Below are 22,429 nucleotides of genomic sequence, written 5' to 3' on the forward strand. Positions count from 1 at the left end.
CCGTGCGGAAACCACACCCTACTGACGGGCGCGTCCCCCGGGCGCCGGTGCCGCCCTGCCCGGCCGGGCGTCACCCGTCCGCCACGGGCGCGACCTGGACACCCCCCGCACCACGTCCCCGCACTCTGGGACCATGGCGGCATGACTGCGCGCGTGACCCTGGCAGATGTGACCCCCGCGATCGCCCTCGGCCCGCTCGACGGCCGCTACCGCGCGGCGGTCGCCCCGCTGGTGGACCACCTGTCCGAGGCGGCCCTGAACCGCGAGCGCGTGCACGTCGAGGTCGAGTGGCTCGTCCACCTGGCCCAGCACGGCGTGGTGCCCGGGGCCCCCACGCTGACGGACGACGACGTCAGCTACCTGCGGGACGTGGTGGCGACGTTCGGGGCCGACGAGATCGCCGAGCTGGGCGAGATCGAGCGCACCACGGTGCACGACGTGAAGGCGGTCGAGTACTTCCTCAAGCGCCGCCTGGCCGACGCACCCGAGGGTTCCGCGCTGCGCGACGTGGGCGAGCTGGTCCACTTCGCGTGCACGAGCGAGGACATCAACAACCTCTCGTACGCGCTCATGGTGCGCGACGCGGTGCAGCGGGTCTGGCTCCCGGCCGCCACGGCGCTGGCCGACGAGGTGGCCGCGCTCGCCGTCGAGCTCAAGGACCAGCCGCTGCTGGCCCTGACCCACGGCCAGCCCGCGACGCCCACCACGCTCGGCAAGGAGCTCGCGGTGCTCGCGCACCGGCTGCGCCGTCAGCTGCGACGCATCGCGTCCGACGAGTACCTGGGCAAGCTCAACGGCGCGACGGGCACGTACGGCGCGCACGCGGTCGCGGTGCCCGGCGCCGACTGGCCCGCGGTGAGCAAGGCGTTCGTCGAGCACCTGGGCCTGACGTGGAACCCGCTGACCACGCAGATCGAGTCGCACGACTGGCAGGCCGAGCTCTACGCCGACGTCGCGCGCTTCAACCGCGTGCTGCACAACCTGGCCACCGACGTGTGGACCTACATCAGTCGCGGCGTCTTCACGCAGATCCCCGTGGCGGGAGCGACCGGCAGCTCGACCATGCCGCACAAGGTCAACCCCATCCGGTTCGAGAACGCCGAGGCCAACCTCGAGATCTCGTGCGCGCTGCTCGACACGCTCGCCTCGACCCTGGTGACCAGCCGCCTGCAGCGCGACCTGACGGACTCGACCACCCAGCGCAACATCGGGCCCGCGTTCGGGCACAGCCTGCTCGCCATCGACAACGTGCGCCGCGGCCTGCGCGGTCTCGCCGTGGACCCGGCGCTGCTGGCGCGCGAGCTCGACGAGAACTGGGAGGTGCTCGGCGAGCCCGTGCAGTCGGCCATGCGCGCGGCCTCGGTGGCCGGGGTGACCGGGATGGAGAACCCCTACGAGCGGCTCAAGGAGCTGACGCGCGGCCGCCGCCTGACGGCCGACGACATGCGCGAGTTCATCGCGGGCCTGGGCCTGCCCGACGACGTCGCGTCCCGGCTCGCCGCGCTGACGCCCGCCTCCTACACCGGCCTGGCCGGCGCACTGGTCTCCTACCTGGAGGACTGACCTCGCCCGGGGAGGCGCGTCGGCGCGCCCCGTCATCCGTTCGGTGGAACGAACCTGGACACGCGCCCGGTTTGTCTGCACAATCGTCGCGCACCCCCGTCCGTTTTCCCCCGGTTCATCCGATCTTCTGGCGAGGAAACCTCCGTGACGCTCATGCAGAAGGCGATCACGCCTGCGCTCTCGCACGCGTACCTGACGGCCGGTCACGACCGGCTCGCGGGGTACGTCGTGCGCGCGGCCGACGTCTCGTTCGCCACCACCCCGGCCCAGCTGTTCGAGGTGCACGGCCTCGGCTACCCCGACTCCCCCTTCAGCCCGCACGACGAGCACATCGACGTGCTGCGGTTCGAGTCGTCGCCGCACCTGCAGTACCGCGACGTGCCGGGCTACATCGTGCCGCTGTGGTGGCTGCGCCACTCGCGCATCCCCCCGGGCACCGAGCTGGTGCGCATCCACGCCAACGGGCACGCGACGCTGCTCGCGCGCTACGGCGACGTGGGGACGGGCTGGACGCTCACGTCGCTGGGCGGTCCCCGCCCCGCGCTCGCGTCGCTGTCCCGCTGCGTCGGGCCGGTCGCCAAGTGGCACGGCGCGTACCTCGAGGCAGACGTCATCGACAACGGGCACACCCTGGTGCTCGCGCTCGCCAACCCGCCCTTGGCCGAGACCGGCTTCCGGCAGTCGGCCAACGGGCGGTGGTACCGGCGTGTGCCGCGCCAGGACGTGACGGAGCTGTTCGAGCTGGACCTGACCGCGCAGTGGAACGGGTTGTCCGTGCGCGTGGTCGACCAGTGGCAGGACGCGCAGCGGTACGTCGTCGCCCGCATCTCGCACCTGGGCGACGACATCGACCGGGCCGAGCACCTGCAGATGGACCGCATCGAGGCAGGCGTGTACGAGGCCGTGGTCTACGCGGCCGAGCTGACCGACATCCAGACCAACCAGGTGGTGCCGCACACGTGGGCGCCCGGGCCGGCGGCCGCGCAGCAGCGCCAGACGGTGCGGAGCTGACGACGGCCTAGGCGGGCGAGCCGGCGGCCACGGGGCCTGCCGGCACGGTGCCTGACGGTGCCCTGTCCAACGGTGCAGTGCCTAACGGTGCAGTGCCCGACGATGCAGTGCCCGACGATGCAGTGCCCGAAGGCCCCGCCACCCCCGCCACCGCGGGAACGCCGATCGCCGCCAGCGCCGAGAGCGCCGCGGCGTAGGCGGCCGTGTCCCCGGCGCGCGCGGCCTCGCGTGCCCGGACGGTCGGCCCGTGCAGCAGCGCGCGCGTGCGGCGGCGCAGCCCCCGCTCGGCGCGCTCGTCGCGCAGGTCCTCGGGCAGCGCCTCGAGCGCGGTCTCCAGCCCACCGAGCACGCGCGTGCGCTCGGCCACGACGGCCGGGTTCCACTCGCGCACCCGGCGGTCGGCCTCGTAGTCGCGGGCCGCGTCGTCGACGATGCCGCGCGCCGCCTCGACCGCCGCGTGCTCGGCCGGGGCATGCTGGGCGACCGTGTTCAGGGACACGAGCCGGACGCCGGGCAGCTCGCGCACCCCCGGGTCGACGTCGTGGCGCAGGGCCAGGTCGACCACGGTCAGCGGGCGGGCGTCGGCGGACCGGCTCGCGGCGAGCGCGTCCACCTCGAGCACCGCCCCGGCGGCGCCGCTGCACGCGACGACCAGGTCGATGCCGGCCAGCTCCGCGGCGAGGTCGGCGCCTGCGGGCACCGCGCGCACCCCGCGCGCGGCCGCGAACTGCCCCGCGCGGCCGCTCGGGGAGTACACGCGCACCTCGCCCACGCCGCGCGCCTTGAGCGCGGCCAGCGACGCCCCGGCGTACGAGCCCGTGCCGATCAGGACGCAGCGGACCTCGGACCAGTCGGGCAGCTCGGCCTCGGCGATGTCGAGCGCGACGCCCACCACGGACCGGCCTGCGCCGCCCAGCCCGGTGCCGGCGTCGACCGCGCGGCTCACGCGCGACGCCGCCTGGAACAGCGCCTCGAGGTCGCTCGTGGTGGTCCCGTCGCGGCGCGCGGTGGTCAGCGCCCGGCGCACCTGACCGGCGATCTCGCGCTCGCCGACCACCATGGACTCCAACCCGCTGGCGACCGCGAACAGGTGGCCCGCGGCCTCCGTCGAGGTCATCGCGTGCAGGTGGGCCGCGACGCTCGCCTCGTCGTACCCGGAGCGGGCGGCGACGGCCGCGGCAGCGGCGGCGCGCGCGGCGGGCGTGTGGGCGGCGTCGTCGACGTCGAGGTAGAGCTCGAACCGGTTGCACGTCGCGAGCACGACGGAACCGGAGATCGAGGGGGACGCGCTCACGAGCTCGCCCCCCACCACGTGCGCGTCCGACGAGAGACGTTCCAGCACGGCGAGGTCGAGCTCGTGGTGCGACGCGACGAGCGACAGCAGCACCACGTCCCCGAGTTAATCACTCACCCATTTGTCGGGCACAATCGACGCGTGGTTCTTTCGCTCACACATCCGCTGTCCGACGGCCGCACGACGCATTCCGCGCTGGTGCGCGCATATTCGGGTGACCGGCCCGAGCGCCTGCCCGTGTGGTTCATGCGGCAGGCCGGCCGGTCGCTGCCGGAGTACAAGGCGGCCCGCGGGACCACGGCCATGCTCGACGCCTGCCTGACCCCGGAGCTGGCCAGCGAGATCACGCTCCAGCCGGTGCGTCGGCACGGCGTCGACGCGGCCATCTTCTTCTCCGACATCGTCGTGCCGCTGCGGCTGGCTGGCGTGGACGTCGAGATCAAGCCCGGCGTCGGTCCGGTGATGGGCGCGCCCGTGCGCACGGCCGACGACGTGGCGCGACTGCGCGAGCTGACGCTCACCGCCGAGGACCTCGAGCCGGTCGCCCAGGGCGTCGCGCTGACCGTGGCCGCGCTGGGCAGCACGCCGCTGATCGGCTTCGCGGGTGCGCCCTTCACGCTCGCCGCCTACCTCGTCGAGGGCGGGCCCTCGCGCGACCACCTGGCCGCGCGCACGCTCATGCACGCCGACCCGCAGACCTGGCGGGCGCTCACCGAGTGGGCCGCCGACGTCACGGGAACCTTCCTCCGCGCGCAGGTGCTCGCCGGTGCGAGCGCCGCGCAGCTGTTCGACTCGTGGGCCGGCTCCCTGTCGCTGGGCGACTACACCACGCACGTCGCGCCCGCCTCGACGCGGGCCCTCTCGCACGTCAGCGACCTCGGCGTGCGCACGGTCCACTTCGGCACGGGCACGGGCGAGCTGCTCGCGGCCATGCGGGACGTCGGCGCCGACGTCGTGGGCGTCGACTACCGGATCCCGCTCGACGAGGCGTCGCGCCGGCTCGGCGGGACCACGCCGCTGCAGGGCAACATCGACCCCGCCCTGCTGGCTGCGCCGTGGGACGTGCTCGAGGCACACGTGCGCGACGTGGTGGCGCGCGGCGGCTCGGCGCCGGGTCACGTGGTCAACCTCGGCCACGGGGTCCCGCCCACCACGGACCCCGAGGTGCTCACGCGCCTCGTCGGCCTGATCCACAGCCTCTGACCATGGTGGGCGACGAGCGCTGGGACGTCGTCGTCGTCGGTGGCGGCGTCGCCGGCCTCGTCGCCGCCCGGGACCTGGTGCGGGCCGGGCTGCGGACGCTCGTCCTCGACGCGCGCGACGCACCGGGGGGCGCCGTCCGCGGCCACGAGGTGGGCGGGCTGCGCCTCGACGCCGGGGCGGAGTCGTTCGCCACCCGCGGCGGGATCGTCACCGACTACCTCGCGGAGATCGGCCTGGGCGGAGACGTCTGCGCGCCCAGCGGGCTCGGCTCGTGGGTGCACCTGCCCTCGGGTGACGGTCCCCTCCCGCGCACGGGCGTGCTGGGGATCCCGTCCGCGCCCACCGCGTCCGACGTGCGCCGCACGCTCGGCGTGCTGGGCTGGTCACGCGCGTGCCTCGACCTCGTGCTGCCGCGGTCCGTGGGCGCGTCCGCCGGCACGCTCGGCGCCCTGGTGCGCGCGCGCATGGGCCGCCGCGCGCTGGACCGCCTGGTGCGACCGGTCGTCGCCGGGGTGCACGCCGCCGAGCCCGACGATCTCGCGGTCGACTCCGTCGCGCCCGGCCTCTCGGCCGCGGTGGCGCGCTCGAAGGGCTCGCTCGCGCGAGGGGTGCGCACGATGCGCGCCGCGGCGCCCGCCGGCTCCGCCGTGGCCGGCCTGACGGGGGGCGTGCACGGGCTGGTGGACGCGCTCGCGGCCGCCGTCCCGGAGCTGCGCCTGCGCACGCCCGTCGAGCGGATCGAGCGCGAGCCCGACGGGCTGCTGCTGCACACCCCCGACGGCCCGGTGCGGGCGGCCCGCGTGCTCCTCGCGGCGCCCGTCGCGTCGCTGCTCACGCCGCTCGTCGGGGCCCTCGACGGCGCTCCCGACGCGGGGGCCGTCGTCAGCCTCGTCACGCTCGTGCTCGACGCCCCGCAGCTGGACGCGGCGCCCCGCGGCACCGGAGTTCTGGTCGCCCGCGAGTGCACCGACGTGGGCGCCAAGGCGCTCACGCACGCGACGGCGAAGTGGCCCTGGCTCGCGGCCGAGGCGGGTCCGGGCCGGCACGTGCTGCGCCTGTCCTACGGGCGCGCGGAGGACCGGGCGGGCGACCGCGACCGGGCGGGCGCGAGCGACGGGACCGGCCCCGACCTCGCCTCGGCGCTCGCCGACGCGTCCGCCCTGCTCGGCGTGCGGCTCGCTCCCGAGTCGGTGGTCGCGCACGCCACGGTCCGCTGGACGCAGGCCCTGCCCCGGCCCAGCTCCGCCCACCGCGACTGGGTCGCGTCGCTGCGCTCCGCGCTCGCCGCGGTGCCCGACGTGGCCGTCGCCGGCGCGTGGGTGGCGGGCAACGGCCTGGCGGCGGTGATCCCCGACGCCCGGCTCGCGGCACGCTCGCTCAGTGACTCCGCGCACATTTCTTTCTGACAATCCGTCAGCGAATTGCCGACGGGGCCGGAAATGTGTCCCACGGACATGACGCAGGTCACGAATTCGGCGCATTTCCTGACGCGTTGTCAGTTCTCCGAGAACCGCCCCCGCGCGAATTCCTCGCGCTTCGACAGGTGCGCCCCGACGGGGGGAGACTGACCGTATGCCCCAGCACGTCCGCATCGGTACGCGCGCGAGCGCGCTCGCGCTCACGCAGACGGGCCACGTGTCCGTCGACCTCGCCGCTCTGGCCGACCTGGAGATCGAGACCGTGCGTGTCCGCACGGACGGCGACCGCCTCACGGGCTCGCTGGCGACCCTGGGCGGCACGGGCGTGTTCGTGACCGCGTTGCGCGACGCGCTGCTCGACGGGCGGTGCGACGTCGCGGTGCACTCCCTCAAGGACCTTCCCACGGGTGACGCCCCGGGCCTGGTGCTGGGCGCCGTGCCCGAGCGGCAGGACCCGCGCGACGCGCTGTGCGCGCGCGACGGGCTCACGCTCGCGGAGCTGCCGGCCGGGGCCGTGATCGGCACGGGATCGCCGCGCCGCGCGGCACAGCTGCGGGCCGCCCGGCCGGACGTCGTCGTGGTGGACATCCGCGGCAACGTCGACACACGTCTCGGCCGCGTCGCGGGCGCCGAGCACGGCCCGGGTGACCTCGACGCCGTGGTGCTCGCGCGCGCCGGCCTGGCCCGCCTCGACCGGCTCGACGCGGTGACCGAGCTCTTCGACCCGGCAGTCATGGCCCCCGCGCCGGGCCAGGGGGCGCTCGCCGTCGAGGTGCGTGCCGGCGAGCCCGGCGACGCACCCCTCGCCGTGGCGCTTCGCGCCCTGGACCACCTGCCCACGCGGCTCGCGGTCGTCGCCGAGCGCGCGCTCCTGGCCCGCCTGGAGGCGGGGTGCGCCGCGCCCATCGGCGCGCTGGCCACGGTCTCCGCCGACGAGATCCGCCTCGACGCGGTCGTGGCCCGCCCCGACGGCACGGCGACGCTGCGCCGGTCGGCGGCCGCCCTGCCGGGCGACCGGCCCGAGGCCGACGCGCTCGCCCTAGGCGCCCGGCTCGCCGAGGACCTGCTCGGGGCAGGGGCCGCCGAGCTGGCCGAGCTCGGCACCGCTCGATGAGCGGGGCGCTCGCCGGCTGGCGCGTGCTGGTCCCCCGGCCCGTCGCCGGAGCCAGCCCCGCCGTCATGGCCCTGGCGGCCGCGGGCGCCACGGCCGAGGTGGTGCCGCTCATCGCCACAGTGCCGCCGCAGGACACCGGGCCGCTCGACGACGTGCTGCTGGCCCTCGGGGCCGGCTGGTACCGCTGGCTCGTGCTCACCAGCGCGGCCGCCGTGCCCGTGCTCGCGGCGCGGGCCGAGGTCGGCGGGCGGTCCCTCGCGGACCTCGTCGACCAGGTCACGGTCGCCGCGGTCGGGCCCGGCACGGCGCGCGCCCTGCGCGAGGCGGGCGTCGAGGTCGACCTGACGCCCCCTGCCCCGTCCACGGCAGAGTCACTCGTCCGGGTGTGGCCCGCACCCGACGGCGAGCGCACGCGCGTGCTGTTCCCGCGTGGCGACCTCGCCGCACCCACGCTGACCGACGGTCTGCGGGCCCGCGGCTGGCACGTCGACGACGTCGTCGCGTACCGGACCGTCCCGGCCGACCCTCCGCCCGCCGACGTCCGCCGCTCGTGGGCCGACGGCGACATCCGGGCCGCGCTGCTCACGTCCGCCAGCACCGTGCGCGAGCTCGTCACCCAGCTCGGCACCCCGCCGCCCGGCACGCTGCTCGTGGCGATCGGCCCGACGACGGCCGCCGAGGTGCGCCGCCACGGCCTCCCGCTCGCCGCCACGGCCGCGACCCAGACCATGACGGGGCTCGTCGAGGCCCTGACCCACGCAGTCCAGACCCGCGAGGAGATCTGAGTGAGTGCCACCCCGGGACGTGTCCGCCCCCGCCGCATCCGAACCACGTCCGCCATGCGCCGCCTGGTCGCCGAGACGCGCCTGCACCCGGCGCAGCTGGTGCTGCCCGTGTTCGTGCGCGAAGGGCTGACCGAGCCGCGCCCCATCACCTCCATGCCGGGGGTCCTCCAGCACACGCGCGAGTCGCTGCGCCGGGCGGTCGCCGAGGCAGCCGAGGCCGGACTGGGCGGCGTCATGCTGTTCGCGATCCCCGAGGTCCGCGACGCCGTCGGCTCGCAGGCCACCGCGCCCGAGGGCATCCTCAACCTCGCGATCGCGGACGCCGTCGCGGAGGCGGGCGACGCCCTCGTCGTGCAGGCGGACCTGTGCCTCGACGAGTTCACCGACCACGGCCACTGCGGCGTGCTCACGCCCACGGGGGCGGTCGACAACGACGCGACGCTGGTCAGGTACGCGCAGATGGCGCTCGCGCAGGCCGAGGCGGGGGCCCACCTCGTCGGCCTGAGCGGCATGATGGACGGGCAGACCGCGGTGGTGCGCGATGCGCTGGACGAGGCGGGGCACACCGACGTGGCCGTCCTGGCGTACGCCGCCAAGTACGCGAGCGCCTTCTACGGGCCGTTCCGCGAGGCGGTCGAGTCCCAGCTCGAGGGCGACCGGCGGACGTACCAGATGGATCCCGCCAACCGCCGGGAGGCCGCGCGCGAGGTGGCGATCGACATCGCCGAGGGCGCGGACGTGGTGATGGTCAAGCCCGCGATGTCCTACCTCGACGTCCTCGCCGACGTCGCGGCGCGCTCGACCGTCCCGGTCGCCGCGTACCAGGTGTCGGGCGAGTACGCGATGCTCGAGGCCGCTGCTGCAAACGGGTGGATCGAGCGCAGACGGGCGATTCTGGAGTCCGTGCTCAGCATCCGGCGCGCCGGTGCCGATCACGTACTGACGTACTACGCGACGGAGCTGGCCGGCTGGCTGGCAGAGGAGACCCGATGAGCCCGACGACGAGCGCCGAGGTGTTCGCCCACGCCCAGTCCGTGATCCCCGGCGGGGTCAACTCGCCGGTGCGCGCGTTCGGTGCAGTCGGCGGCACGCCGCTGTTCGTGGCGTCGGCGAGCGGTGCGCACGTCACCGACGTGGACGGTCGCACGTACGTCGACCTGGTCGGGTCCTGGGGGCCCGCGCTGCTGGGCCACGCCCGGCCCGAGGTGGTCGCCGCCGTGCAGGAGGCCGCCTCGCGCGGGCTCGGCTTCGGCGCCCCGACGACCACCGAGGTCGAGCTCGTCGACGAGATCCGCTACCGCGTCCCCGCGGCCGAGTCGGTCCGCCTGGTGTCGACCGGGACCGAGGCGACCATGACCGCGCTGCGGCTCGCGCGCGCGTTCACGGGCCGCGACCTCGTGGTGAAGTTCGCCGGGTGCTACCACGGCCACGTGGACGCGCTCCTGGCGCAGGCCGGTTCCGGCGTCGCGACGCTGGCCCTGCCGGACTCCGCCGGCGTCTCCACCGCGACCGCCGCCGAGACCATCGTCGTCCCGTACAACGACGTCGACGCGCTCGAGACGGTCTTCGTCGCGCACGGCGACCGCATCGCTGCCGTCGTGACGGAGGCCGCACCCGCCAACATGGGCGTGGTCCCGCCGCTGCCCGGCTTCAACGCCGCGTTGCGCCGCATCACGCTCGAGCACGGCGCCCTGCTCGTCCAGGACGAGGTGCTCACCGGGTTCCGGGTGGGCTACTCCGGCTGGTGGGGCCTCGAGGGCCTGCGCGAGGGCTGGGCACCCGACCTGTTCACGTTCGGGAAGGTCATCGGCGGCGGGCTGCCCGTCGCCGCGGTCGGTGGCCGGCGCGACGTGATGGCGCAGCTCGCACCGTCGGGCCCCGTCTACCAGGCGGGCACGCTCTCGGGGAACCCGGTCGCCACCGCGGCGGGCCTGGCCACGCTGCGCCTCGCCGACGCTGGCGTGTACGCGACCGTCGACGCCGCGTCCGCGCGCCTGCGCGGAGCCGTGACCACCGCGCTCGCCGCCGAGGGCGTGCCGCACGCCGTGCAGTGGGCGGGCAACCTGTTCTCGATCATGTTCGGCGCCGAGGCGGCCACGAACGGTGCACAGGACTACGCGACGGTGCTCTCCACGGAGTCGTTCCGGTACGCGCCGTTCTTCCACGCCTTGCTCGAGGCCGGGGTCTACGCGCCGCCGTCGCCGTACGAGGCATGGTTCGTCTCGGCGGCGCACGACGACGAGGCGCTCGGCGCGATCGAGGCGGCCCTCCCGCAGGCCGCACGCGCGGCGTCGCAAGCGGTCGCCCCGGCCTGAGCCGGCGCCTCAGCGCGTCCGCACCACCGTCGTCCCGCACATCGAGTCGGCGAAGGTGCGTCGGCGCTCGTCCCACAGCGGCCACAGGAACCCCACCAGCCACACGGCGTCGGCCACGTGCGCGAGCTCCCGCACGAGTGCCACGCGCCAGCCCGGCGGGCGCCCGGTGCCCGCGCGCCGCAGCTGGCTCCCGGTCACGCGCCTGCCCAGCGTGATCCCGGACGAGCCCTGCGCCACCACGCGGTTGCCGACGAACCAGGCCAGCCACCACGTGACGCCGAGCGCCGCGACGACCGCGTCGTCGTAGGTGAGCGCGAGCACCAGCGGGAGGGTCATCACGGCCACGTCGATGCCGAAGCCGGCGGCACGGCGGCTCCACGACGCGTACGGCGGCCGAGGGGGCTGGGCGGGACGACGCTGCTGCTCCTCGTCCCCGCGAACCGGCTCCTCGAGCGGGGCGGGCCGCGGGAACGGCACGGTGGGCGTCGGCAGCCAGGCCGCCGGCGAGGCGCCCTGCTGCTCGTCGTCCGGGTCCGGGCCGGGACCCTCGGGAGTTCTGGTCATCGCGCCGAGTATCTACCCGATCCCACCCGAATCGCCCGCGCTCGGACCACAACCACCCGACTGCCGAGACCGCGTCCGGCGGGTCAGCGGGGAGCGGCGACCGGCTCGTCGAGGTGCGGGGTCGCGTCCTGCGCCGGAGCGGGCGCGGCCACGGCCGGGTCGTCGGTCGCCAGGTCCGCGGCGGCGCGCGCCTCGTCGGCCTGCTCGCGGCGGTACGCGCGCACCGACCAGGCGATGGCCGCCGCCCAGATCACGGCGATCCCGCCGAGGACCCACGCCTCGACGGCGGTGCCGCCGAGGTCGAGCCAGTCGCTGCGCAGCAGCGTGCGCGCGTTGGTGAGCACGATGATGCCGCCGACGGCCGAGCCGAGGATGCGCGGCGGCAGGTGGCGGACCAGCCAGGCGGCGATCGGTGCGGCGATCACGCCGCCCAGGAGCAGCGCCAGGACCCAGACCATGTCGATCCCCGCGGATCCGAGCGCGACCAGGAACCCGAGACTCGCGGCCACCGAGACCAGGAACTCGCTCGTGTCGATGGAGCCGATCACCTTGCGGGGCTCCATCCGGCCCGACGCCAGCAGCGCGGGCGTGCCGACCGGGCCCCAGCCGCCGCCGCCCGTCGCGTCGACGAACCCGGCGAACAGCCCGAGCGGCGCGAGGAACCGCTTGCGCAGCGGCTGGCCCAGCCGGTCCTTGCGGAGCCCCTTCACGGTGAACCGCACCAGGATGTAGACGCCGAGCGTGAGCAGGATCAGCGACATGACCGGCTTGGCGGTGTCCATCGCGAGGTTCGCCAGGAACGTGGCCCCGACGAAGGCGCCGATGGCGCCGGGGACGCCCACGCGCCGCACCACGCGCCAGTCGACGTTGCCGAACCGCCAGTGCGAGACGCCCGACGCGAGCGTGGTGCCGATCTCGGCGAGGTGGACGGTGGCCGACGCCGCGGCCGGGTTGGTCCCGATGGCCAGCAGCAGGGTGCTCGACGTGACGCCGTACGCCATGCCCAGGCTGCCGTCGACGAGCTGCGCGGCGAGCCCGACGACGGCGAGCAGCACGAGCTTGTGCACGGGGGACCTACCTCAGGCGCGGGGGACACCGCCCGGTGACGCCGGCGCGATTCGTCGATAATCCCGATCCGAGGGGTCGGTGTTCAAATCGCTGCTCACCCAGTGAGACATCCGCCCTCGGGCTGGACAAGCGTCAGGGGTTCTCCCACGCGCCCGCGCTCGCCGCCATGGTCCGGACGTGCTCGGGCAGCGGACCGGCCACGAGCGACTCGAGGGTCACCAGGTCGAGCACGCCGCGCACGCTGACCCGCAGCGCCACCCACACGTCGAGCAGGGCCGCCGCCGAGCCCTCGTACGCGAGGCTGGGCGGGCGCTCGTCCCGCACCGTCACCAACGGGCCGTCGACCGCGCGGATGACCTCGGCCAGCGTGATCTCGCCCGCCGCGCGGGCCAGCCGGTACCCGCCCGCGCGCCCGCGCACGCTCACGACGATGCCCGCGCGCCGCAGATCGCCGAGGATGCGCTCGACGAAGCTCACGGGCAGCCCCTGCCCGGCGGCCAGCACGTCCGCCGCCACCGGGTCGCCGTGCGGGCTCGCCGCCAGCTCGGCGCACGCCCGCACCGCATAGTCCGCCTTCGCCGAGACACGCATGGGGCCATTGTGCCGCCCCCGGCCGCCAACCCGAGGACTCCGGAATACCCCCAGGGGGTACCGTGTTGTCGACCGCGAGACGGATCACGATCCTGAGGAGGGCACCGTGCACGGATACACCGACGCCAAGGACGACTACCTCAAGCGCCTGCGGCGTGTGGAGGGGCAGGTGCGCGGCATCGCACGGATGGTCGACGAGGACGTGTACTGCATCGACGTCCTGACGCAGATCGCCGCCGTGACCAAGGCGCTCCAGGCGGTCAGCATCGGCCTGGTCGAGGACCACCTCGGCCACTGCGTCGTCGACGCCGCCCGGCAGTCGCCCGAGGAGGGCGCCGCCAAGGTCAAGGAAGCCTCCGACGCCATCGCCCGTCTCGTCCGCAGCTGACACCGAGGAGAGAACCATGAGCCAGAGCACCACGTTCGGCGTCGACGGCATGACGTGCGGCCACTGCGTGCAGCACGTCACCACCGAGCTGACGGCGCTGCCCGGCGTGACCGGCGTCGACATCCAGCTCGTCGTGGGCGGGTCGTCGCAGGTGACGGTCACGTCCGAGGAGCCCCTGACCGATGCCGCGGTCGCGGCTGCGGTCGACGAGGCGGGCTACGTCCTGACACCGCGCAGGTCGCTGCTGTGACGGCCGCCGCCCCGCTGACCAACCCGCCGAACGACCCGCCGACCAGCGCCCCCGTCGCGGTCGTCGACCTCGCCATCGAGGGCATGACCTGCGCCTCGTGCGTCGCGCGCGTCGAGAAGCGGCTGGGTCGCCTGCCCGGCGTCTCGGCCACCGTCAACCTGCCGCTCGAGCAGGCGCACGTCGAGGTCCGGGTGCCCGAGCACGAGCAGGCGGGCCCCGCCGGCACCGACGAGCTCGTCGCCGCGGTCCGTGCCGCCGGGTACGACGCGACGGTGCTGCGCACCAGCGCGCCGGCCGGCCAGGACCGGCGCCCTGCTCCGCACGCCTCCCACGAACCGGGCGGCATGGCGGGCATGGACCCGCGCGAGCACGCGCTGTCGGGCCACACGATGGCCCCCGGCCACGACATGGACCCCGACGAGGACACCTCGGCCCCCACCGACGCGCGCGGCGCCGAGCTGCGCACCCGCCTGCGGTACGCCGCCGTGGCGACCGTCCCCGTGGTGCTGGTCTCGATGATCCCCGCGCTGCAGTTCACCGGCTGGCAGTGGGTGGTCGCCGCGCTCGCGCTCCCGGTGGTCACCTGGGGCGCGTGGCCCTTCCACCGCGCGGCGTTCCGGGCCGCGCGGCACGGGGCCTCCACCATGGACACGCTCGTCTCGATCGGGATCGTGGCCGCGACGGGCTGGTCGCTGTGGGCGCTGCTGCTGGGTGGCGCGGGCGAGCTCGGGATGACCATGACGCCGACCCTGTGGCCGCGCGCCGCGCACGAGGGCACGACGCCCGAGCTGTACTTCGAGGTGGCCTCCGTGGTCACCACGTTCCTGCTCGCGGGCCGCTACGCGGAGCACCGCTCGCGGCGGCGGGCGGGCGACGCCCTGCGCGCGCTCCTGGACCTGGGCGCCAAGGACGTGGCGCTCCTGGTCACCGTCGACGGCCGGCGCACCGAGCGGCGCGCTCCGGTCTCCGAGCTGCGCGTGGGCGACGAGTTCGCCGTCCGGCCGGGAGAGAAGGTCGCGACCGACGGGGTCGTGGTCAGCGGGTCCAGCGCGGTCGACGCGTCGCTGCTCACCGGCGAGCCCGTGCCCGTCGACGTGGGTCCGGGCGACGAGGTCACCGGCGCCACGATCAACACCTCGGGTGCGCTCGTCGTGCGCGCGACGCGTGTGGGCGAGGAGACGCGGCTGGCCCAGATCGGCCGCCTCGTCGCCGCGGCGCAGACCGGCAAGGCGCCCGTGCAGCGGCTGGCCGACCGCATCTCCGCCGTCTTCGTGCCCGTGGTGCTGGTGCTCGCGCTCGGCACGCTGGCGGCATGGCTGCTCGCGGGCTCGGACGCCCAGCAGGCATTCACGGCCGCGGTGGCCGTGCTGATCATCGCGTGCCCGTGCGCGCTCGGCCTCGCGACGCCGACCGCCCTGCTGGTGGGGACCGGCCGCGGCGCACAGCTCGGCATCCTCATCAAGGGACCGGAGATCCTCGAGCAGACACGCGCCGTCGACACCGTGGTGCTCGACAAGACGGGCACCGTCACGCAGGGCCGCATGTCGCTCGTCGACGTGCTCGTCACGGACGGCTCTGCGGACGAGGTGCTGCGGTACGCCGGTGCGGTGGAACAGCTCGCCGAGCACCCCATCGCCCAGGCGATCGCGGCCGCCTCCGTCCGGGACGCGTCGTCGGACGTGGGCGCCGACGGGGTCCCGATCGGCTCCGACCAGGTGCTCGACTTCCGGGCCGAGCCGGGGCGCGGCGTGGTCGGCGTGGTGCGCACGGCGCACTCCGGGCTCGGGCTGGGACGGCGCGTGCTGGTGGGCCGCCCGGCGTGGCTCCGGGAGCAGGGCATCGACACCGCGACGCTCCAGGAGCGGTTCGACGCCACAGAGGCGGACGGCGCGACCGCCGTGATGGTTGCCTGGGACGGCTCCGTGCGCGGCGCGCTCGTGCTGCGCGACCCGGTCAAGGACAGCTCGCGCCAGGCGGTCGACGACCTGCGGGCGCTCGGCCTGCGACCCGTGCTGCTCACCGGGGACAACGCGGGCGCCGCCCGGGCGGCAGCACGCGAGGTCGGCATCACCGACGTGATCGCCCAGGTGCTGCCGGCGGACAAGGCCGAGGTGGTGTCCCGGCTCCAGGCCGAGGGCGCGCACGTCGCGATGGTGGGCGACGGGGTCAACGACGCCGCCGCCCTGGCGACGGCCGACCTCGGCCTCGCGATGGGCACCGGCACCGACGTCGCGATCGAGGCGGCCGACCTCACCCTCGTGCGGGGCGACCTGCGCTCGGCGGCCCAGGCCATCCGGCTCTCCCGCCGGACGCTGCGCGTGATCCGGCAGAACCTGTTCTGGGCGTTCGCCTACAACGTGGCCGCGATCCCGCTGGCCGCGCTCGGCCTGCTGAACCCGATGATCGCGGGTGCGGCCATGGCGCTGTCGTCGGTGCTCGTGGTGGGCAACTCGCTGCGGCTGCGGCGCTTCTCGTAGCCGCGGGCGCGGGCCGGTGTCCCCCGGCCCGCGCCCAGCACCCGGGTCTACGCTGCGCGCGTGAGCCAGCAGCCGGTGGACAAGGTGCCGCAGCCCGACGAGCGGGCCGTGCGACGTCGCCTCACGGTCGAGATCTGGATCGTGCTCGGGCTCTCGCTCGGCCGCTCCGCCGTGTACGCGGTGGTGAACATCATCGACCGGCTCACCGCCGGTCCCCCGCTCGCCGACCAAAGCACCACGCTCAACCCGACGCTCTCGCCGCGGCCCTGGCTGGACCTCGTCTACCAGAGCCTGGCGATCGTGTTCGCGCTCATGCCCGTGGCGCTCGCCCTCTACCTGCTCTCGGCCGGCGGACGCTCGGCGACCCGGCGGATCGGGCTCACGTTCGCCCGCCCGCTGCGGGACCTGGGCGTCGGCGTCGGGCTCGCCGCGCTCATCGGGCTGCCCGGGCTGGGTCTGTACGCCGTGGCTCGGGCGATGGGCCTGGCCGTGAGCGTCGAGGCGTCCGCGCTCGACGCGCACTGGTGGACCGTCCCGATGCTCGTGCTGCTCGCGCTCAAGAACGCGCTGCTCGAGGAGGTCGTGGCGGTCGGCTACCTCATGGAGCGGTTGCGGGACCTGCGATGGCGCGAGCCGTACATCGTGGTCGCGAGCGCGGCACTGCGCGGGTCGTACCACCTCTACCAGGGCTGGGGCGCGCTGGCCGGCAACTTCGTGATGGGCCTGGTCTTCTCCGAGTACTACCGCCGCCGGCGACGCGTGATGCCCCTCGTGGTCGCCCACACCGTGATGGACACCGTGGTCTTCGTCGGGTACTCGCTGATCCCGGCGCACGTCCGTGACTCGCTGGGTCTGACCTGACCGGTGCGCCGCGCGCACACGACCGCCGGGCCCCGCTCACGGCAGGGCCCGGCGGCGGGAGACGGTGCGCTAGAGCTCGATGACCTTCTTCGCGTCGTCCTCGATGGTGGCCGCGATCGACCGGGCCGCAAACCCGCCGACCACGAGCACCACGCCGGCGACCAGCGCGAACAGCCCGACCAGCAGCATGACCACGGCGATCGACGTCTGCGGGTTCGTCACCAGCAGCAGGCCGATCATGAGGCTGATGAGCCCCAGGATCAGCGGGAAGAACCACGTGGGGTTGTCGCGCTTGTGCGAGACGATCGAGCCGATGATCCCGACCACGCCGAGCAGGATCACCCAGAAGGCGGTCAGGTAGAACAGCACCTTCACGGTCGGGCCGGGCCACGCCAGCAGCACCACGCCGATCGCGATGGTGACCAGGCCGCCGACGACCGGCCACAGCACACCGGTGTCCCGCTTGTCGAGGAACGCGCTGATGATCGTCAGCACGCCGTCGACGATCGTGAACAGACCGATCAGCCACACGAGCGCGGTGAGCGTGTCGAAGGGCTTGAAGACCATGAACAGACCGAGCCCCAGCAGCAGGATGCCGCGGAGCACGGGGAGCCACCAGAAGCGTCGCAGCTGGGCTGCGATCGCGGTCGCTGTGGGATCGGTCATGGCATCTCCTCGAGGTGCGTGCGGCCTGGGTCGTCGTCGTGAACGGGCGAAACACACGTTAGTGGCACAGATCACGCCGAGGGCGCGACACGGCGGGACGAGTTCGCGGGCGGCGGTGTCGTGCGACGCACAACGACATCGGCGCACCTCGCAGGAGGCGGCTGCCTAGACTCGCCTCTATGTCCGCGAGGCCGTCGCCTGCCCGTCGCGCGGCCGCGGACGTCGCGGCCGTCGCAGCGGCGAACGACCTCCCCGTCGACGGCACGGCGACGATCGTCGGCCCCACGGGCCCGCCGTCCGCGGCCGAGATCATCGTCGACGACGACCCGCCGGCCCGCGTCCACCACCCGAGCGACCTGATCGGCGCCACGATCGGCGTCCTCGGCGTCGGGCTCATGATGGTGCTCGCCACCTACGCCCAGCACACCACCACGGGCGTCGCGGAGGACGTCCAGGGCTTCGCGGACCTGCTGCGCAAGATCCTCGTCGTGCCGGTGCAGGTGCTCGAGGGCGCGGTCACGACGCTGGTCCCGCTGGCCGTGCTGTCGGAGCTCGCGATCCGTCGGCTCGGTCGCCAGGTGCTCGACGCGCTGGGCGCCGCGGTCCTCGCGGTGGTGCTCAACGGGATCGTGCTCTGGCTCGTGCACCACCTGGGCAGTGACGACCTCATCATCGGCCTGTCCATCCGCGTGGACGGCGAGTGGACCGTCACGCTCCCCGGCTACGTCGCCATGCTCGCCGGTCTCCTGACGGTCTCCGGTCCGCGCTCGCGTCGGCGCACGGTCGCCTGGTCGTGGAACCTGCTGTGGTTCGCCATCGGCGTGCTCCTCATCACCGCCCAGGTCTCCCTGCCGGGTCTGGCGATCTCGCTCATCCTCGGCCGGGTCGCCGGCCTCGCGGTGCGGTTCCTGTCCGGGGTGCGCTCGGAGCAGGCGTTCGGCGAGGTGCTCGTGGCGGGCGTGCGCCGGGCGGGCTTCGAGCCGAGGTTGCTGCGCCGAGTTCCGGAGGCGCCCGAGCCGGAGCTCGCGGCACCCGTCGACCCCGACGCCGAGACCACCCCGGTCCCGGTCGTCGAGGGCGAGGTCGCGAGCCCGCGACGGCCCGATCCCGACGCCGCGGCGCAGGCCCTGATCCGCTCGTCCGGGTACCGCACGTACGCCCTGACCACCACCGACGGCACGGCCCTGGACCTCGTCGTGATCGACGGCGACCGCCAGGTGGTCGGCATGCTCGCGCGAGTGTGGCGGTCCCTACGCCTGCGGGGGCTCGAGGGCCGCTCGGTGGTGAACCTGCGGCAGGCCACCGAGCGCGCGGCCCTGCTTGCGTACGCGGTGCGCGCGGCCGGCGTCAGGACACCTCAGCTGCTCGCGGTGTCCGAGGCCGACGACTCGATGCTGCTGGTGCAGGGCCACCCCGAGCACGCCGTCCCGCTCGCCGAGGTGGATCCGAGCGAGCTGACCGACGAGCTGCTCGCTGAGGTCTGGGCACAGCTCAACCTGGCGCACTCGGCGGGCATCGCGCACCGTGCGCTGACCAGCGACACCGTGCTCGTCGCGACCGTGGCCGGCAGCCCGGTGGTGTGGCTGACCGGCTGGGAGCAGGGCTACGTCGCATCCTCCGAGCTGGCCAGGCGCATGGACGCCAGCCAGATGCTGGCCCTGCTGGCCCTGCGGGTGGGTGCGACGCGCGCGCTCGACTCCGCGGCCGGGATCCTCTCCGACGACGACCTCGCGGCCATCGGTCCCCTGCTGCAGACGATCTCGCTCCCGCGCCGCACGCGGGAGGAGATGCGCACGCACAAGCAGGTGCTCGCCGAGCTGCGGACCGCGCTCGTGGGCCGCCTGCCCGAGGCCGACGTCGAGCCGCTGCAGCTGGTGCGGTTCGGGGCCCGGACGGTGCTCACCATCGTGGTTCCCATCCTCGCGGTGCTGTTCATCGTCACGCAGATCAACATCGAGGAGATCACCCAGGCCGTCGGCGAGAGCGACTGGCGCTGGAGCGTGCTCGCGTTCGCGCTCGGGCTGCTCACCCTGCTCGGGGCGGCGCTGGCCATCGTCGCCTTCTCGCCCGTCAAGATCCCCGTCTGGAGGGCCGTCCTGGTCCAGACCGCCGCGACGTTCGTGGCGCTCGCGGCTCCGGCGGGCATCGGGCCGGCGGCGCTCAACCTGCGCATGCTCACGCGCCGAGGCGTCAGCGCGACCCTCGCCGGCGCCACCGTCGCGCTCGTCCAGGTGAGCGGGTTCGTGGTGACCCTGGCGCTGCTGCTCGTGCTGACCGTGGCGTCGGGCAACCAGGAGTCGGCGCTGCCGATCTCTCCGGCGGTCCTGCTGGCCATCGGCATCGTCGCGGCGTGCGTCGCGGCGACGCTGCTCATCCCGGCCGTGCGGCAGCTCGTGGTCGCGAAGACCCTGCCCATCCTGCGCCAGACGTGGCCGCGCCTGATCGCGGTGCTGGGTCAGCCCTGGCGCCTCGCGCTGGCCGTCGGCAGCAACCTGCTCATGACGCTCGGGTACGTGCTCGCCTTCGACGCCTGCCTGCACGCGTTCGGCCAGGAGGCCAGCCTCATCCAGGTGGCAATCGTGTACCTCGCCGGCAACACCGCCGGCGCCATGGTGCCCACCCCGGGCGGGATGGGCGCGATCGAGGCCGCGCTCGGTGCGTCGCTCTCGGCGGTGACCGGGATCAACTTCGGTATCGCGACCTCGATCGCGATCCTGTTCCGCGTCGTCACCTACTGGCTGCGCATCCCTCTGGGCTGGTTGGCCATGCGCATCCTGCAGCGCAGCGGCGAGCTCTGACCTGCTGACGAACGACGAGGCCCGGCCCCCACCAGGGAGCCGGGCCTCGTCGTCGCGGGTGCGTCAGGTCAGGCGAGCGCCTTGGCCTTGAGCTGCGCGAACTCCGCCTGGTCGATCACGCCGGCGTCGAGCAGGGCCTTGGCCTCGCTGATCGCCGCCGCGGGTGACGAGCCGCTGCCGGCGACCTCGCGGATGTAGGAGTCCGAGTCCGCCTTGGCTGCCCGGATCGCCGACACCTGGCGCTCGGCCATGCTGTTGCCGCGCGCGATGACGTAGATGAGCGCCGTGAGGAATGGCAGCAGGATCAAACCGATGATCCAGACCGCCTTCCACCAGCCGCTCAGCGCCCGGTCCCGGAAGAGGTCGGTGAGGATCTGGAAGAGGATGACGAGGTAGGCGAAGAAGAGGAACCAATAGATCAGGAGCCAGAACCAGTCCCAAAAGCTGTCCATGCGGCGTTCTTCTCTCACGATGTCGAGTCGCCCCGGCTGGCGACCCGGTGGTGTGAGGTTAGCCCACAACCGCCCGTTTCGACACGATGTACCCCGATCGGGTCATTCCTCCCATGATGGGGCGCTGACCTGCGACGTCAGCAGCGGCTGCCGAGCGCGTGACGGGGCACGGACGACGACAGCCCCGCCGCCCGAGGGGCGTGCGGGGCTGTCGTGAAGCGTGCGGTCAGGCCGCGACGTCCTCGCGCTGAGCGGGGACGTGGCTCACGGCCGCGAGCCGGGAGGCGATCGCCGACCAGGCCGCCGTACGGCTGGCGGGGAAGGCGATGGGCTCAGCGGGGTATCCGGTGGTGTCCATGACACGGGTCCTGTCTGTTCGGTAGCCCGGCTGACCCTGTAGGTCCCGTGGCTTTGCGTCCCCTCCTTGCAGAGGGTTTGCCGTTTTCGTTGACAAGTAGGACATTACCCACTGACCACCTAGTTAGGAAAGAGTCCTAATCGGGGTGATTCGGACATCCGTTCATTTCACCCGCTCGGCGCGTGCGCGCTCTCCTCGACTCGGTTAGGAGCGAGTGAGATGACAACGCTGCAGGTCAGCCCATCGAGTGTGTCCGCGGTCACACCCCTGGAGCGCTGCGCGACGCACCCGGAGCCCCGCGGCGGGCGGACGCGAGAGAGGGCCCTCCGCAGGCGGTAGGGCCCTCTCTCGTGTAGGGCGTGTGCACCGCAGCTGCATCCCACCGCTGCGGCGCGCCCGATGTCTCAGCTGAACGCGTCCTTGACCTTCTCGCCCGCCTGCTTCAGGTCGGCCTTGGACTGATCGGCCTTCCCCTCCGCCTCGAGCCGCTCGTCGTCGGTGGCCTTGCCGGCCGCCTCCTTGAGCTTGCCCGTGGCGTCCTCTGCCACGTTCTTCGCCTTGTCGTCGAGACCCATCCTTGACCTCCGCCTCTTTGCTGTGTCTTGACGCTAACCCGGTCCGACGCAGTGCGCATCCGGAAGGGATCAGGCGGTCTCCTCCCGGAGCCGCGGCTCGGTGCGGCGCTCCGGCGCGAACCCTGCCTTGTCCGCATAGAACGCACGCACCACGTCCATGTCCGCGCGCACGTCGCCCGAGAGCTGGATGGTGGGTCCCAGGCCCGTGGTCATGGTGGTGCGATCCACGTAGCCGAGCGTCACGGGCAGTCCGGTGGCCCGCGCGATGCGGTAGAACCCCGATTTCCACCCGTCGCCGCTCCGCGTCCCCTCGGGGGTGACCACGAGCGAGAAGACGTCACCGCCGGCGATCCGTGCGGTGAGCTCGTTCACGAGCCCGGCGGGATCACGCCTGTCCACGGGGATGCCGCCGAGCGCTCGCATGAGGGGGCCGAACGGCGGCTTGAACAGCGTGTGCTTGCCCAGCCACCGGAACCGCAGGCCCGCCTCCGCCCCGATGGCGAGCATCAGCACGAAGTCCCAGTTGGAGGTGTGGGGAGCTCCGACGAAGATGCCGGGCCGGTCGGTGGGGACTCGCTCGGTGACCAGGTTCCAGCGGCTGACCCGCCAGTAGGCGCGGGCGAGGGTGCGGCGCAGGCTCATCGCTGGAGGGTAGGCGATGCGGCGCGCCGCCTCCGA

Annotated in this window: 22 protein-coding genes and 1 riboswitch; of the genes, 13 read left to right on the plus strand and 9 right to left on the minus strand. The window is 74.1% G+C overall.

Translation table 11 applies throughout. From position 1 onward, the window contains the following. Positions 1-141 precede the first annotated feature (141 nt). Positions 142-1,563: an adenylosuccinate lyase gene (gene purB / locus QRT05_RS01605; protein WP_289444598.1), complete on the plus strand. Its 1,422-nt coding sequence runs from the start codon at positions 142-144 to the stop codon at positions 1,561-1,563. A gap of 153 nt (positions 1,564-1,716) precedes the next feature. After that, positions 1,717-2,574 carry a hypothetical protein gene (locus QRT05_RS01610; protein ID WP_289446090.1) on the plus strand — a complete coding sequence of 286 codons (858 nt, stop codon included), beginning with the start codon at positions 1,717-1,719 and terminating at the stop codon, positions 2,572-2,574. A gap of 7 nt (positions 2,575-2,581) precedes the next feature. On the opposite strand, the gene QRT05_RS01615 is transcribed toward QRT05_RS01610, so the two are convergent. Further along, positions 2,582-3,964: a glutamyl-tRNA reductase gene (locus QRT05_RS01615; protein WP_289444600.1), complete on the minus strand. Its 1,383-nt coding sequence runs from the start codon at positions 3,962-3,964 to the stop codon at positions 2,582-2,584. Between the two features lie 45 nt (positions 3,965-4,009). On the opposite strand from QRT05_RS01615, the gene hemE reads away from it, so the two are divergent. From hemE to hemL, 6 genes are all read left to right on the plus strand, one after another. Continuing rightward, positions 4,010-5,071: a uroporphyrinogen decarboxylase gene (gene hemE / locus QRT05_RS01620; protein WP_289444602.1), complete on the plus strand. Its 1,062-nt coding sequence runs from the start codon at positions 4,010-4,012 to the stop codon at positions 5,069-5,071. A 2-nt stretch (positions 5,072-5,073) separates the two neighbouring features. Further along, the gene (locus QRT05_RS01625) at positions 5,074-6,477 is read left to right on the plus strand and encodes a protoporphyrinogen/coproporphyrinogen oxidase (protein WP_289444604.1); all 1,404 of its coding nucleotides are present in this window, start codon (positions 5,074-5,076) and stop codon (positions 6,475-6,477) included. Positions 6,478-6,643: 166 nt separating this feature from the next. Beyond that, complete coding sequence (gene hemC / locus QRT05_RS01630) at positions 6,644-7,603, plus strand: hydroxymethylbilane synthase (RefSeq protein ID WP_289444605.1); 960 nt, start codon at positions 6,644-6,646, stop codon at positions 7,601-7,603. After that, complete coding sequence (locus tag QRT05_RS01635) at positions 7,600-8,388, plus strand: uroporphyrinogen-III synthase (protein WP_289444606.1); 789 nt, start codon at positions 7,600-7,602, stop codon at positions 8,386-8,388. Before hemC ends, QRT05_RS01635 begins: the two co-directional genes overlap by 4 nt. Continuing rightward, entirely contained in the window at positions 8,389-9,381 is a 993-nt protein-coding gene (hemB, locus tag QRT05_RS01640) for a porphobilinogen synthase (RefSeq protein WP_289444608.1), read from the plus strand. After that, positions 9,378-10,703, plus strand: coding sequence for a glutamate-1-semialdehyde 2,1-aminomutase (gene hemL / locus QRT05_RS01645; RefSeq protein WP_289444610.1), 1,326 nt, complete (start codon positions 9,378-9,380; stop codon positions 10,701-10,703). Before hemB ends, hemL begins: the two co-directional genes overlap by 4 nt. A gap of 9 nt (positions 10,704-10,712) precedes the next feature. On the opposite strand, the gene QRT05_RS01650 is transcribed toward hemL, so the two are convergent. From QRT05_RS01650 to QRT05_RS01660, 3 genes are all read right to left on the minus strand, one after another. Then, positions 10,713-11,267 (minus strand): RDD family protein, encoded by a 555-nt coding sequence (locus QRT05_RS01650; RefSeq protein WP_289444612.1) that lies wholly within the window; start codon positions 11,265-11,267, stop codon positions 10,713-10,715. Positions 11,268-11,350: 83 nt separating this feature from the next. Then, complete coding sequence (locus QRT05_RS01655) at positions 11,351-12,334, minus strand: sulfite exporter TauE/SafE family protein (protein WP_289444615.1); 984 nt, start codon at positions 12,332-12,334, stop codon at positions 11,351-11,353. 133 nt (positions 12,335-12,467) lie between these two features. Continuing rightward, positions 12,468-12,926, minus strand: a complete 459-nt coding sequence (locus QRT05_RS01660) for an RrF2 family transcriptional regulator (protein ID WP_289444617.1) — start codon at positions 12,924-12,926, stop codon at positions 12,468-12,470. A gap of 106 nt (positions 12,927-13,032) precedes the next feature. Between QRT05_RS01660 and QRT05_RS01665 the strand changes: the two genes are divergently transcribed. From QRT05_RS01665 to QRT05_RS01680, 4 genes are all read left to right on the plus strand, one after another. Further along, entirely contained in the window at positions 13,033-13,314 is a 282-nt protein-coding gene (locus QRT05_RS01665; protein ID WP_289444619.1) for a metal-sensitive transcriptional regulator, read from the plus strand. 16 nt (positions 13,315-13,330) lie between these two features. Next, positions 13,331-13,564 carry a heavy-metal-associated domain-containing protein gene (locus QRT05_RS01670; RefSeq protein WP_289444623.1) on the plus strand — a complete coding sequence of 78 codons (234 nt, stop codon included), beginning with the start codon at positions 13,331-13,333 and terminating at the stop codon, positions 13,562-13,564. A gap of 83 nt (positions 13,565-13,647) precedes the next feature. Beyond that, the gene (locus tag QRT05_RS01675) at positions 13,648-16,041 is read left to right on the plus strand and encodes a heavy metal translocating P-type ATPase (RefSeq protein ID WP_407650303.1); all 2,394 of its coding nucleotides are present in this window, start codon (positions 13,648-13,650) and stop codon (positions 16,039-16,041) included. Positions 16,042-16,101: 60 nt separating this feature from the next. Then, positions 16,102-16,902, plus strand: coding sequence for a CPBP family intramembrane glutamic endopeptidase (locus QRT05_RS01680; protein ID WP_289444628.1), 801 nt, complete (start codon positions 16,102-16,104; stop codon positions 16,900-16,902). 69 nt (positions 16,903-16,971) lie between these two features. Here the strand turns inward: QRT05_RS01680 and QRT05_RS01685 are convergent, their stop codons facing one another. Continuing rightward, complete coding sequence (locus QRT05_RS01685) at positions 16,972-17,568, minus strand: HdeD family acid-resistance protein (protein ID WP_289444630.1); 597 nt, start codon at positions 17,566-17,568, stop codon at positions 16,972-16,974. Positions 17,569-17,747: 179 nt separating this feature from the next. On the opposite strand from QRT05_RS01685, the gene QRT05_RS01690 reads away from it, so the two are divergent. After that, positions 17,748-20,366, plus strand: a complete 2,619-nt coding sequence (locus QRT05_RS01690) for a lysylphosphatidylglycerol synthase transmembrane domain-containing protein (RefSeq protein ID WP_289444633.1) — start codon at positions 17,748-17,750, stop codon at positions 20,364-20,366. A gap of 68 nt (positions 20,367-20,434) precedes the next feature. Here the strand turns inward: QRT05_RS01690 and QRT05_RS01695 are convergent, their stop codons facing one another. The 4 genes from QRT05_RS01695 to QRT05_RS01710 form a co-directional block, all read right to left on the minus strand. After that, positions 20,435-20,818 (minus strand): SHOCT domain-containing protein, encoded by a 384-nt coding sequence (locus QRT05_RS01695; protein ID WP_289444635.1) that lies wholly within the window; start codon positions 20,816-20,818, stop codon positions 20,435-20,437. Between the two features lie 226 nt (positions 20,819-21,044). Beyond that, a complete protein-coding gene (locus QRT05_RS01700; protein ID WP_289444636.1) occupies positions 21,045-21,176 on the minus strand; it encodes a hypothetical protein in 132 nt (43 codons plus the stop codon). A gap of 17 nt (positions 21,177-21,193) precedes the next feature. Then, a riboswitch (cyclic di-GMP riboswitch) is annotated at positions 21,194-21,268 on the minus strand. A 312-nt stretch (positions 21,269-21,580) separates the two neighbouring features. Beyond that, a complete protein-coding gene (locus tag QRT05_RS01705) occupies positions 21,581-21,751 on the minus strand; it encodes a CsbD family protein (RefSeq protein ID WP_289444638.1) in 171 nt (56 codons plus the stop codon). A 69-nt stretch (positions 21,752-21,820) separates the two neighbouring features. Beyond that, a complete protein-coding gene (locus QRT05_RS01710; protein WP_289444639.1) occupies positions 21,821-22,393 on the minus strand; it encodes a 1-acyl-sn-glycerol-3-phosphate acyltransferase in 573 nt (190 codons plus the stop codon). Between the last annotated feature and the right edge of the window lie 36 nt (positions 22,394-22,429).

Origin of the sequence: Cellulomonas edaphi (genome assembly GCF_030362815.1) — a bacterium.
Lineage (GTDB): Bacteria > Actinomycetota > Actinomycetes > Actinomycetales > Cellulomonadaceae > Cellulomonas > Cellulomonas edaphi.

Bases quoted from the DNA above. Each gene is read 5' to 3' on its own strand.
- purB (WP_289444598.1), top strand. From the start codon at position 142: ATGACTGCGCGCGTGACCCTGGCAGATGTGACCCCCGCGATCGCCCTC.
- QRT05_RS01610 (WP_289446090.1), top strand. From the start codon at position 1,717: ATGCAGAAGGCGATCACGCCTGCGCTCTCGCACGCGTACCTGACGGCC.
- QRT05_RS01625 (WP_289444604.1), top strand. From the start codon at position 5,074: ATGGTGGGCGACGAGCGCTGGGACGTCGTCGTCGTCGGTGGCGGCGTC.
- hemC (WP_289444605.1), top strand. From the start codon at position 6,644: ATGCCCCAGCACGTCCGCATCGGTACGCGCGCGAGCGCGCTCGCGCTC.
- QRT05_RS01635 (WP_289444606.1), top strand. From the start codon at position 7,600: ATGAGCGGGGCGCTCGCCGGCTGGCGCGTGCTGGTCCCCCGGCCCGTC.
- hemL (WP_289444610.1), top strand. From the start codon at position 9,378: ATGAGCCCGACGACGAGCGCCGAGGTGTTCGCCCACGCCCAGTCCGTG.
- QRT05_RS01650 (WP_289444612.1), bottom strand. From the start codon at position 11,267: ATGACCAGAACTCCCGAGGGTCCCGGCCCGGACCCGGACGACGAGCAG.
- QRT05_RS01660 (WP_289444617.1), bottom strand. From the start codon at position 12,926: ATGCGTGTCTCGGCGAAGGCGGACTATGCGGTGCGGGCGTGCGCCGAG.
- QRT05_RS01670 (WP_289444623.1), top strand. From the start codon at position 13,331: ATGAGCCAGAGCACCACGTTCGGCGTCGACGGCATGACGTGCGGCCAC.
- QRT05_RS01675 (WP_407650303.1), top strand. From the start codon at position 13,648: ATGACCTGCGCCTCGTGCGTCGCGCGCGTCGAGAAGCGGCTGGGTCGC.
- QRT05_RS01685 (WP_289444630.1), bottom strand. From the start codon at position 17,568: ATGACCGATCCCACAGCGACCGCGATCGCAGCCCAGCTGCGACGCTTC.
- QRT05_RS01690 (WP_289444633.1), top strand. From the start codon at position 17,748: ATGTCCGCGAGGCCGTCGCCTGCCCGTCGCGCGGCCGCGGACGTCGCG.
- QRT05_RS01695 (WP_289444635.1), bottom strand. From the start codon at position 20,818: ATGGACAGCTTTTGGGACTGGTTCTGGCTCCTGATCTATTGGTTCCTC.
- QRT05_RS01700 (WP_289444636.1), bottom strand. From the start codon at position 21,176: ATGGACACCACCGGATACCCCGCTGAGCCCATCGCCTTCCCCGCCAGC.
- QRT05_RS01705 (WP_289444638.1), bottom strand. From the start codon at position 21,751: ATGGGTCTCGACGACAAGGCGAAGAACGTGGCAGAGGACGCCACGGGC.
- QRT05_RS01710 (WP_289444639.1), bottom strand. From the start codon at position 22,393: ATGAGCCTGCGCCGCACCCTCGCCCGCGCCTACTGGCGGGTCAGCCGC.